At 29.5% G+C, this 12,532-nt stretch carries 11 protein-coding genes; all 11 read right to left on the bottom strand.

Annotated elements, in window-relative coordinates; genetic code table 11:
• Positions 1–36: 36 nt before the first annotated feature.
• The 11 genes from HUJ77_RS02960 to ilvD all read right to left on the bottom strand — a co-directional run bounded on the left by HUJ77_RS02960 (position 37) and on the right by ilvD (position 12,286).
• Positions 37–876 (bottom strand): Cof-type HAD-IIB family hydrolase, encoded by an 840-nt coding sequence (locus HUJ77_RS02960; RefSeq protein WP_291707085.1) that lies wholly within the window; start codon positions 874–876, stop codon positions 37–39.
• A gap of 78 nt (positions 877–954) precedes the next feature.
• Entirely contained in the window at positions 955–2,100 is a 1,146-nt protein-coding gene (gene dgoD, locus HUJ77_RS02955; RefSeq protein ID WP_291707084.1) for a galactonate dehydratase, read from the bottom strand.
• 31 nt (positions 2,101–2,131) lie between these two features.
• A complete protein-coding gene (locus HUJ77_RS02950) occupies positions 2,132–3,520 on the bottom strand; it encodes a PTS transporter subunit IIC (RefSeq protein ID WP_291707083.1) in 1,389 nt (462 codons plus the stop codon).
• A gap of 36 nt (positions 3,521–3,556) precedes the next feature.
• Positions 3,557–3,841 (bottom strand): PTS sugar transporter subunit IIB, encoded by a 285-nt coding sequence (locus HUJ77_RS02945; protein WP_291707082.1) that lies wholly within the window; start codon positions 3,839–3,841, stop codon positions 3,557–3,559.
• A gap of 44 nt (positions 3,842–3,885) precedes the next feature.
• Positions 3,886–4,332 carry a PTS sugar transporter subunit IIA gene (locus tag HUJ77_RS02940; RefSeq protein WP_291707081.1) on the bottom strand — a complete coding sequence of 149 codons (447 nt, stop codon included), beginning with the start codon at positions 4,330–4,332 and terminating at the stop codon, positions 3,886–3,888.
• 11 nt (positions 4,333–4,343) lie between these two features.
• Entirely contained in the window at positions 4,344–4,955 is a 612-nt protein-coding gene (locus HUJ77_RS02935; RefSeq protein WP_291707080.1) for a bifunctional 4-hydroxy-2-oxoglutarate aldolase/2-dehydro-3-deoxy-phosphogluconate aldolase, read from the bottom strand.
• 83 nt (positions 4,956–5,038) lie between these two features.
• The gene (locus HUJ77_RS02930) at positions 5,039–7,942 is read right to left on the bottom strand and encodes a sigma 54-interacting transcriptional regulator (RefSeq protein WP_291707079.1); all 2,904 of its coding nucleotides are present in this window, start codon (positions 7,940–7,942) and stop codon (positions 5,039–5,041) included.
• Positions 7,943–8,123: 181 nt separating this feature from the next.
• The gene (locus HUJ77_RS02925; RefSeq protein WP_291707078.1) at positions 8,124–8,627 is read right to left on the bottom strand and encodes a GNAT family N-acetyltransferase; all 504 of its coding nucleotides are present in this window, start codon (positions 8,625–8,627) and stop codon (positions 8,124–8,126) included.
• Positions 8,628–8,778: 151 nt separating this feature from the next.
• Positions 8,779–9,783, bottom strand: a complete 1,005-nt coding sequence (locus HUJ77_RS02920; protein ID WP_291707077.1) for a sugar kinase — start codon at positions 9,781–9,783, stop codon at positions 8,779–8,781.
• A 1-nt stretch (position 9,784) separates the two neighbouring features.
• Positions 9,785–10,432: a bifunctional 4-hydroxy-2-oxoglutarate aldolase/2-dehydro-3-deoxy-phosphogluconate aldolase gene (locus HUJ77_RS02915; RefSeq protein ID WP_291707076.1), complete on the bottom strand. Its 648-nt coding sequence runs from the start codon at positions 10,430–10,432 to the stop codon at positions 9,785–9,787.
• A gap of 138 nt (positions 10,433–10,570) precedes the next feature.
• Positions 10,571–12,286, bottom strand: coding sequence for a dihydroxy-acid dehydratase (ilvD, locus tag HUJ77_RS02910; RefSeq protein WP_291707075.1), 1,716 nt, complete (start codon positions 12,284–12,286; stop codon positions 10,571–10,573).
• Positions 12,287–12,532: the final 246 nt, after the last annotated feature.

Below are 12,532 nucleotides of genomic sequence, written 5' to 3'. Positions count from 1 at the left end.
TCATTAATAATATAACTACAGTCGAATCAAATGTTATTAATTTAAATCATCTAAAATCAGTTTCTTAATAGCTCTTGCAACTCCACTATTATTGTTATCATCTGTAATGTAATCTGCTATAGCTTTTACATTATCCATTCCATTTTCCATTGCTACAGCCATTCCTGCTCTCTTTAACATTTCTATATCATTACCACCATCGCCAATGCAAATAACATCTTTAATATCTATTCCTAATTCCCTTGATAATTCTTCTATTGCTTTTCCTTTAGAAATTCCTTTACTATTAATTTCACAATATTGATGTTCTGCGCTAGATATTTCAAATTCTTCTGTTTGTTCAAGCATAGTTCTTACTTTTCTAACTTCATCTAAATTATCTTTATTTATACAAATCGCTTTTACTATTCTATACTTATTATCTTTCCTTAAATTTTCAAAAGAATAATTTTCAATTATCTTCACTTTATGTTTATCTATTAATGTTCTGTTTATATTTTTATAACTATAAGTATCAGGTATTTTTCCTTCAGATATTATCTCATTTTCAGTATTTAAATATATCTCTACATCATAATCTTTTACTAATTCCTTCAATTTCAAAATTTCATTGTAACTTAATGTATTAAACTTTAAATTTCCATCCTCAGTTAAAATTATTCCTCCATTTGAGGCTATTACTTTAGTACTAACCTCTAATAAATCTTTTATGTAATCTACAAATTTATATATTCTTCCCGTAGCTATACATATATTTACTCCACTGCTAATAGCGCTCTTTATAGTTTCTATATTCTCATTTGTAATTTTCTTATCATCTGTTAAAAGAGTTCCGTCTAAATCTATACATACCAATTTATAATCATTTTTCTTCATTGCTATACCCCTTAGCTTTTATATAAATAAAATGGTCTGTATGATTTAATAGTTTCATACAGACCATTTATTATTATTTTACCATTCAGCTATTGTTCCATCATAGTTTTTCCAACTAGGATTTGTCCAATATAATCCTTCTGCAGATACTTTTTCTACAAGTTCTTCGTCTATTTCTATACCTAAACCAGGTTTTGTTGGTAACTCTAAATATCCATCTTTATATTGGAATATTTCTTTATTCTTAACAAAATCGAGTAAATCAAATCCCTTATTATAGTGAATTCCTAAACTTTGTTCTTGTATAAATACGTTTGGTGTACAAACATCTAATTGTAATGTTGCTGCTAATGCTATTGGTCCATAAGGTGCATGAGGTGCAACTGCAACATCAAATGCTTCTGCCATAGCTGCTATTTTTCTAGTTTCTAATATTCCACCACAAAGAGCTATATCTGGTTGAATTATATCAATAGCACCTTCTTTTAATAAGTTTTTAAATTCCCATCTACTATATAATCTCTCACCAGTTGCAAGTGGTGTAGATGTATGATTAGCAACTTCTCTAAAAGCTTCTTCATTTTCTGGAAGTACAACCTCTTCTAAGAACATTAATTTATAGGGTTCCAATTCTTTTGCTAAAACTTTAGCCATTCCCTTATGAACACGTCCATGGAAGTCAACTCCTATACTTAAATCGAATCCTACTGCATCTCTTATAGATTTAACTCTATCAACTACAGCTTGAATTTTTTCAAATGAATCTATATAGTGAAGTTCTTCTGTTGCATTCATTTTTATTGCTTTAAAGCCTCTATCTCTTCTATCTATAGCTTCCTTTGCAACATCATCTGGTCTGTCTCCACCTATCCATGAATATACCATTATTCTGTCTCTTGCTGCTCCACCTAGTAATTCATATATAGGAACATTTAAAGCTTTACCTTTAATATCCCATAAAGCCATTTCTATTCCTGAAATAATTGTTCCATTAATTGGGCCACCTCTAAAGAATGATCTGTGAAGTTCTTGCCAAATTCTCTCTATTTCAAATGGATTTCTTCCTATTATTCTTTTTCCTAATTCATATGCACCTGCTACTACTGTATCTGTTTTAGTTCCTGATATCATTTCACCCCAACCTTCAATTCCTTCATCAGTCGAAATTTTTATGAATATCCATCTTGGTTTTACAGTGTACACTTTAATTTCTGTTATTTTCATTACAAAGTCTCCTTCTACTACTGTATTTTAATTAAGCACTTTGCTCTACTTCATTGTTTTCTGGATTTTTATTTGCATCTTTCTTTGGCTTAATAACCTCAATATAGTACCAAACCACTGCAAATCCTATTATTAATAATGGAATATTTATTATAGGATTTCCTACAGTAAATGCCATGAATATTATAAAGCTTTGTGTTAAACTTGTTGCTGCAAATGATGATATTAATGCACCCGCTGCTAAACTTAAATCGATTCCGATACTTGAAGCTAAGTCTGTTAACACTGGAGCTGTATGTGTACCTGCTAATAATATAGCTGCTGTAGTACATAATCCAATTACTATGTTTTTAAATAGATTACCTCTAGTTAATGCAACTACAAGTGCAACTCTAAATGGTACAACTGCTAAATCTGCGAAAGGTAACATTCTATTACCAGGAAGTACTACTGCTAATAATATTGTTAATGGTATTACTATTAATGAAGTTGTTATAACATCTGGATTACCTGAAACTACTGCTGCATCTAATCCAATAAATAAATCTCTACCTTTGAATTTCTTCTTAGCAAATTTCTTTGCTCCTTCAGATATTGGCATTAAACCTTCCATAAATAGTGATGTCATCTTAGGTATAAGAACTAAAACAGCTGCCATATTTACTGCAACATTTGCTATACTAGTAAAATCATATCCAGCTAATGTACCAATAACTCCTCCTAAAATCAATCCCATTATCATTGGTTCACCAAAGAATCCTAAATATTTTTTTGCATCTTTTAATGAGAAATTTATTTTATTTATTCCTGGTACCTTATCTAATAACCAGTTAAGTGGTACTGCAACTATTAATGAAGATAATGCTGAAACGGTTGGTAGTGATACACCTGGTAGTCCAAAGTAATCTTCAACCATCCCCGCTGACCAGTCAGATAGCTTAAATGTTACTATTGCCATAGCTATACTTGCTCCAACCCCAAGGAATATGTTTCCAGTTACAAAATAAGTCATAACTCCAACTATAGCCATGTGGTGATAGTTCCATATATCAACATCTAAAGTATTCGTTTTCTTAAGAATCAACATTATAATATTTATGGCTAATATTGCAAATATTAAGATAGGTATAATAGGCGATGCCCAAGTCACTGCTGCTATTGTTCCCCAGCCAACATCTAATACATCTAGGCTGAAACCCCATCTTTCAACCATTGCTTTAGCTGCTGGTCCAAGGCTTCCAGATAGAAGGTTTATTACAAGTTTAATACCCGCAAATCCAATACCAACTGTTAAACCTGATCTAAATGACTTAGCTGGTTTAACACCGAAAACAAGTCCCACTGCAAATATTATTACTGGTAAAAGTACTGTTGGACCTGCTTTTAAAAATGTCTGGAATAAGTTATAAATAAATTCCATTGTTAATCCTCCTCAATTATAAATCCCTGCTACTAATTATTTATTTTTAGCGTAGTTTAATATTTCTTCTAAAGTTTCTTCTTCACCAATTCCTGTTAATAATGACATTGCTGATACTACTGGTATTTTTGCACCGTCTCCGCCATACTTTCCTGTTGTAACCAATATATCAAAATCATCTACCTTGCTATCAATCTCTAATAATTTACATTGAGTTACTGATACTGCAACTCCATTTTCTTCACATACTTCCCTAATTTTTGTTGCTACTACCGTTGATGTTGCAATTCCATTTCCACAAGCTACTAATATTCTTTTCATTTTTTATTCCTCCAATTTTACTATAAATTTTTTAATTTAATTATTTAGTCTAAATATTTTTTAATTACTTCTATTGCAGTATCATCACTGCCTGCTTCTATAATTTTCTTTAAGTCTTCTGAATTTTTAATTAAGCTAATTATTTTTTGTAGCATTTCAATATGTCCATGAGGTTCATTTAACGCTAACATGATTACTATTTGAACATCCAATGTTACACTTGAATCATCCATTGCTTGAAAATTTACTGGATTATTTAACACTCCCATTGCTATGGCAGATTCATTTACTAAAGTATGATCACAATGTGGTATTGCTATTTTTATCGTAGCTGGTAATCCTGTTGGATATTCTACTTCACGCTTTAATATAGCTTCCTTATATCCTTCTTTAGCAAATCCCTCTTCTTTTAATTTATCTGCTAAAAAGCTTAAAATTTCACTACTATTCTTAAAATCTAAATTTCTGTAAATTAAAGTGCTGTGACTCATAATCCTTCCCCCTACTGTATAACTTTCTCTAGTTTTTTTAATGTATTTACTAATGCTTCAATATTTTTTGAGTTCACATCTTCTTTATTAAAAAGACTTGATCCTATACCTAAATAGTCAGCCCCATTTTCTAAAAATTCTTTAGCATTATCTACCGATACTCCACCAACAGCCATTACTTTTATATTTCCTAAAGGAGCCTTTATATCTTTTATATAGCTACTTCCACACGCTTTTGCTGGAAATACTTTCACTATATCTGCTCCATTTTCATAACACCACCAAATTTCTGTTGGAGTCATTGCTCCTATTATTGACTTAACATTATTTTTCTTACATTCATCAATAACTTCTTTTTCAACTACTATTGGAGTTAATATAAATTCTGCTCCTGCCTTTATAGCATTCTTTGCATCTTCTATATTTTTAACTGTACCTGCACCTATACTAATTCTATCTCTATATTCTTTAGATATCTTTTCAATAGTTTCAAGTGCGCCCTCAGTATTTAATGTTATTTCCACCGCTCTAATATTTGATTGAACTAAGGCTTCCATAACGGTTTTTGTTTGTTCATAGCTGTAACCTCTTAAGATAACAGTCACTTTAGAAAAATTCTTCACATTTTTCCCCCCTTTAATTTTCTTGCAATATATTAGAGCAATATTCATGCCAAATTATTTTGGCTAGTTTTGTATTTTTTGTTTTATAATAAAATTTTTAATATTTCTTCTTTGCTAGTACTTGATTTTATCTTGTTTAGAACATCTTCTCCCATAATTATTTTATATAATTGTTCAAAGTATTTTTTTGAATCATCTTTTAAAGCTATAAGAAAAATTAGGTCTACTTCATAATTTTCATTCCAAACTATCTTATTGGCTAGTTTTGTTATAAGTATGGTTGGTTTTGTAACAAATTCTGAAGCCCCATGTGGAATTGCTATGCCACCTTTTAAATATGTATCCCCAAGCATTTCTCTTTTAAATACACTTAATAAGAATTCTTCTTTTACATATCCACCATTAATAAGCTTTCTAGCCATATCATCCAAAGCTTCATCCTTATACTTATAATTTTCATTAACAAATACAACATCCTTCTTAATAATTTCAGATAATTTATTTTCTTCTTTCTTGGCAATTATATTATTCAGCTTTTTTACTCCTGAACCCTTCATTAATTCCTCTAATGATATAAAAGGTATATTTCTAAATTCAGGATTTATTGTTCCTACTATAGCTTCTATGTTCTTACTTTTGGATATTCTAGATAAAGCTAAATTTACATCTTCATCCATAAAGCCTATAGATATAATTTCAATGTCTTTTCCTTTTAAATCAATTTTACTTTCTACATACTCTTTTATTTTTAAAGCAGAGCCTTTCCCTGTAATACATAATGTAACTATAAGTTTTGATAAATTATTACTTTCAATATTATATTGACTTGAAGCAACTCCTTTAGAATCATTTTCAAGATCAACAATTATTTCTTCTAATGATTGATCTGTTAATGCTGATTTTCTTACAGCTTCTAATACCATTAAAGTATCCACTCTTCCAATCACTCTAGTTTCAATTCCAGTTTTAGCTGTTATTATGTCCCCAAATGTAACTAATGAACCCATATCAACCAAAATAATGCAGCCTTTACCTTGATTATTTTCCTGCACTAACCTTATAGCTTTTTCAAGCATTATATCAGGAGAATCTCTAAAATCCATATCAAGTCCTACTGCATGCTCAACACCTAAGAACTTATTAGCTACTTCTGCCATTGCTGATGCTACTCTTCCATGGGTCATTACTATAACAGCTACTTTTCCTTCTTTAGTTTTTAAATATCTTCTATAATTTTTTATATACATTGTAATGAATCCTACTTCATCTTCAGGTATCTCTATATTTAATCTTTCTCTTACAACTTCGCACATTTTTTTAGCAACATTATATTCCTTTTCATATCTTTTCTTTATAATGTCTAATTTTGGATTAATTATTTCCTTCCCATTACGTATTCTTTCATATGTGGAATTTAAATGAACTGCTAAAGGATAAATGATATCTGATTGTAATCCTGTAAGTTCTCTTTTAGCAATTTTCATCATCATCTTTACTGTTTCAAGACTCTTAACACCAACTAGATTCATTAGCTCATCTGTATTTACCACATTATAGTTAATAGCCTTTGCCCCTCTTATTAACTCAAGCTCAACTTGCTGACTTAATATTTTTGATATTTCTTCATCACTATAACCAACAAATTTAAGTTCTGATTGCCTTTTTTCTATAAATTTATATATATTTACATTTTTCTTATTATATCTTGTATCTTCTTCTGCTATCTTCTCGCCTTTATGAGATATATAAATATCTTCTATAATAAACTTTTCTATATCAGAATCATCGATATTAATTCTTCTACTTTGTTCTTTTATGTAATCTGGTAAGTGTCTTTCGTCTATATATAATCTTTTATCCTCTTTAAGCTTATGTTCTAAAAAGCTTATTGCACATGCTACTTGAATATCACTTTTTAGTTGACCTATATTTCCTTGGCATTCATAATTCATGAGTTCTCTTATGACATTTTTAGATATTAGCATGTCCTTTTTTATTCTGTGACTTTCTTCAAAAAAGGCTTTATTTATTAACTCAAATCTTTCCTCAAAAGGCCTATCCTTAATTGCAGGTATTTCTATGACCATTGGTATTCTTCTTCTAAAAGTTAATAAAAGAGAACTCTCAACATTTTCAGTAGTTGCTGCAATTATCATTAAGTTACTTTTTCTTACGGTTTCACTTTCTCCAAGTCTTCTAAATATTCCCTTATCCAATATACTAAATAGTATTTCTTGTCCCTCTGAAGGTAATCTGTGAACTTCATCTAAAAATAAAATGCCTCCATCGCAAGCTTCAACTATTCCAATCTTATTTTCAGTAGCTCCTGTATAAGCTCCTTTAACACTACCGAACAATTGTGATAATAAAAGTTGTGGATTATCTGCATAATCTGCACAGTTAAATATTATATATTTTGCTTGTTCTGAAAAATTACTTGTACTCTTTGCAAATTCATACATTGCATCAGCTAAGTGGCTCTTACCAACTCCTGATGGTCCTAAAATTAAAACATGCAATCCATGAGGTGGATAACTAACCGCTGCTTTTGCTTGTTCAACTTGAACTCTTAAGCTACCATTATATCCTACTACTTCTTTGAAAAAGTCACTTTGCTCACGAAACTCCCTAATATCTTCTGTTTTTTCATTTTTCAAATCATCAATATAATTATCTTCTCTTATATTAGAAAGTAATTCCTTCTTTATATTAGATGCTGCATATCTTTCAACTTTATATCCCTTCTCCTTTAAAGCTTCAGCTAAAGATCTATCTGATATATTTCTATCTTTCTTTAAAATTTCTAAGGCATCCTTTTCTATATATTCTAAGCGCCTATTTCTTGAATTAGCTATATTATTTTTATTCCTATATTCAGTTACTATTTCTCTTGATATATTTATTTTTTTTGCTATTTCTTCATCAGTTAAAGGTTTTTTCTTATTTTCTTCCTTTAAAACCTCTTTTATCATTTTTTCTATATTCATACTAATATCCCCCCTTATTTGCGCTTTAAAGATTCTATTATAATGCACATTTATATATCATTTTGATTTTATATTTATTTGCTAAAAGTTACTAAACTTAAAGTGTTTATAAAGTTCGCATAAATAAACATAAATAAGAAGATTATTATTACTAATAATCTTCTTATTTTAAACATGTTTTTTAGATTTCTTTCTCAAAAGCAATTCTTTTGCTACCATCTAATAAATAAATAATACCACAGTATTTAAAACTATTTTTTTCTAATAGTTTTTGCATAGTTATATTATCTTGATGTGTATCAATTTTTATACTTTTGATTCCTTTTGATAAGCAAATTTCTTCGGACTTTTTAATTATTTCTGTTCCAATTCCTTTTGTATTACTATTATTAGAAACAGCAATCCTATGTATTACAGCATATTTCCCATTTGATATCCATTTTCCTTCATAAATATTGTTATAAGTTTCTTCCACATCAAATGACAACGAAGTAGTTCCTATAATTTCGGCATTATCTTCTAAAACATAACTACTATTATTTTTTATATCTTTTAAAATAACTTCTTTATTTGGATATCCATTTTGCCATTGATCAACATTATTATTCTTTAAGGATTGCTTTCCCTCATTTATTATCTTCATTATGTTATTTAAATCTTCTTTTGTTGAATTTCTTAATATCATTTTAATCTCTCCTAATTTATAAATATACTAATTAGTATTATACAATACATCCTGAATATTTTAGAATAATTTCTAAAATATTCAAAAGAAAAATCCATAGCACTTTATACTATGAATTTTTACTCCTACTTTTTTATATTTAATTTTTTATTTATCTTGATATTTTACCCACACCATAGTTTACTTGATTTTCCACTTCTTCGCTAGTAACCAAATTCGCATCTCCATAAATACTATGTTTTAGTACTGAAGCAACCACTGCAAATTCGCTTATATATTCTGGTGATTTTTTCCTAAGGATTCCATAAAGTATACCTGATGTTAATGCATCTCCACCACCAACTCTATCTACTATATCATCAATTTCATGTGTTCTAGATGAATATAATTTATTATTTGTATAGTAATTACATTGTAGCATGTTTACTGAAGCTGATTTAATTTCTCTAAATGAAGAAAAAATATGTTTTATATTAGGATAATCTTTAGTTATTTCATTATAATAATAATTTAGCTTTTTATATTTTTCTTCTATATTACAATTCATATTTAATATATTTTCAGCATCAAGTATACCTGCTGATAAAATATTTACATAGGGTAAGACTTTTTTGGTAAACTTACTAGCTTCTTGTAAGCTCCACATTTTAGCTCTGTAATTAGAATCATAACTTACTAAAATATTATTTTCCCTACAGTATTCTAATATTTTAAATGTCAATTTTCTAACTTCATCAGATATTGCTAATGTAATTCCTGAAAAATGAAATATATCAACATCTTTTAATGCTTTTTCAATTATTACATCCTCTTCTGATATTGATGAAAAGGCTGAATTTTTTCTATCATATATAACTTTAGAATTTCTATTTCCACTACCAACTTCTAAGAAATATATTGGGGTTCTACCTTCTCCCCTTGAAATATACGTTGTATCTATAGCTTTTGATCTTAAATAAGATAACATTCCATCTCCAAAGCTATCTTGAGAAATTCTACTTATCATACCAGTTTCTATTCCAAAGTTAGATAATGATATTAAGACATTAGTTTCACCACCACCATAATTAACATTTAGCTCACTAGTATTTGATATTAATACTCCTTTTTTTGTAGCTAATCTTAGAAGTATTTCTCCTAATGCAACAACTTTCATATTAAATACCTCTTGCTTTATTAAAGTTTTCTACATATTTTTTACAAGTGATTTCTATTTCATTAAAATTCCCTGTTTCTCCAAGCTTATTTATTTCTCCACCTATTCCAACTAAATCTACTCCTGCTTTTGCCCAAGTATGAATATTATCTAAATTTACTCCACCTGTTACCATTATATTAGCATATGGAAGTGGTGCTTTTATTGAACTTATATATCCTTGTCCAAAAGCATTACCTGGGAATAGCTTAACAACATCTACCCCATTCTCATAAGCAGTTACTATTTCACTTATAGTCATTACCCCTGGAATATATGGTACATTATATCTATTACAAAGTCTTGCTGTATCTTTATTAAATGAAGGTGATACTATATAATCAGCACCTGCTAAAATTGCCATTCTTGCTGTTTCAGAATCTAAAACTGTTCCAGCTCCAATTACAACTTCCTCATTATTAGAATACTTTTCAGAAAGCTCTCTTATAATTTCATTTGCAAATTTATTTGTATATGTTACCTCTATTGCTTTTACATTTCCTTTAATACAACTTTCTGATATATTAATTCCTATTTCCTTAGTACTTCCACGAACTACAGCTACAACTCCACAGTTTTTTAAAACATTTAAAACCCTTATTCTAAACATAAAAATCTCCTACCTTTTCACTTTTCAATAATTTGAATTATGAAACTCCCTTTATATTTTTATTATCTATAAATTTTGCATAGCAAAACATCTTCACTTTTAATTTTTATCTTTTAATTATTCACTGTTAGTTATTAACTACTCCATATATCCGCCCTTCATCGGTGATACTGCTTTTTCTGAGAATATCTTTAATATCCCAGATTTATATTTATTTTCTCTTGGTTTCCAAGATTCTTTACGCTTAGCAAGTATCTTATCTATCTCCTCTAAGCTGGTTCTTTCACCATTAACACCTACTATTTGTAAAATTCTTTTTTCTATATCTATTTCAATTAAATCATTTTCTTCAATTAGAGCTATTGGACCTCCAACGGCTGCTTCTGGTGATACATGTCCTATAGCTGGTCCCCTTGATGCCCCTGAAAATCTTCCATCAGTAATAAGTGCAATACTTGCTGATAATTCTTTGTCTGAAGAAATTGCTTCTGTTGTATAGAACATTTCAGGCATTCCACTTCCCTTAGGTCCTTCGTACCTTATAAATACTGCATCTCCAGGTTTAATATTTTTAGATAAAACAGCCTCAATAGCTTCTTCTTCACTATCAAATGGCCTTGCTTTTAAAATAGCCTTATGCATTTCTTTTGGTACTGCAGAATGTTTAACAACAGCTCCTTCTGGAGCTATGTTACCCTTTAATATAGCAATTGCTCCATTTCTACCTATTGGATTATTATAAGGCTTAATAATATCTTCCTTATTTAAACCAGTACCTTCTAAATAACTATTACATTTTTCATAGAAACCATTTTTCTTTAAATCTTCTAAGTTTTCACCTAATGTTTTCCCTGTAACAGTCATTGCATCTAAATGTAATAAATCTCTAACCTCTTCCATTATTGCTGGTACTCCTCCTGCATAATAGAAATACTCTGCTGGCCATTTACCTGTTGGACGAATATTTAATAAATATGGTGCATATCTATGAATTCTATCAAAGCTTTCTGCAGTTATATCTATTCCAAACTCATGAGCTATAGCTGGAATATGTAGTAAAGAATTAGTTGAACCTGAAATAGCTGCATGGATTATAATAGCATTTTCAAAAGATTTCACTGTAACTATATCCCTTGCCTTTAAATTACTCTTAGCTAATTTAATAATTTGTCTACCTGCTTCTATTGCAGTATTTTCTAAATCCTCACAAGTTGCTGGCATAACAGCACTTCCAGGTAGCATTAGTCCTAATGATTCAGCCATAATTTGCATAGTTGCAGCAGTTCCCATAAATGAACATGCCCCTGCTGATGGACAAGCATTATTTTTATAATAAGTTAATTCATCTTCAGTAATTTCACCACGTCTTTGCATAGCACTATAAGATCCTATTTGCTCTAAAGTTAATAGATTGGGTCCTGCTTTCATTACCCCACCAGTAACCATAATTGAAGGTATATTAAGTCTACCTATAGCCATTAAATGAGCAGGCACTCCCTTATCGCAGCTAGTTATAAATACTCCTCCATCAAAGGGTGTTGCATTAGCATGTATTTCTATAAGAGCTGCTATTGTATCTCTAGAAGCCAAAGAATAATTTATTCCATCATGGCCCTGAGCCATTCCATCACATATATCTGTTGCAAAGAATCTAGATGACCTTCCCCCACATTCTGAAACACCTATAGCTGCATTATTAGCAAACTTTAATAAATGCATACTTCCTGGATGACTATCTCCAAAAGTACTTTCAATTATTATTTGTGGCTTAGATAAATCTTCTGATGTATATCCCATTCCTCTACGAAGGGGATCCATTTCTGGAGCAATTTTTCTAATATCCTGACTAATCATTATTATTCTCCTTACTAAATATTCTATTATCCAAAGATAGCTCGGATAATGGCATTCCATTGTCCGAGCTTATAAATATTATTTTATAATATATTATTTAAGTTCTGGCCAATATCACTTATTAGCTCAATTAAATTATCTATTATATATTCTAAAACTTTAATTTCTATTTCAGTAAGTACTTTATTTTAAATAAATTTTGTTAAGTCAATTATTCACTCCGTCTATATTTAAAGAAAATTATAT

It is taken from the genome of Clostridium sp. (assembly GCF_021443865.1).
In the GTDB taxonomy this organism is placed as follows: Bacteria; Bacillota; Clostridia; order Clostridiales; family Clostridiaceae; genus Clostridium.
This window is presented reverse-complemented; position numbering and strand designations above follow the sequence as displayed.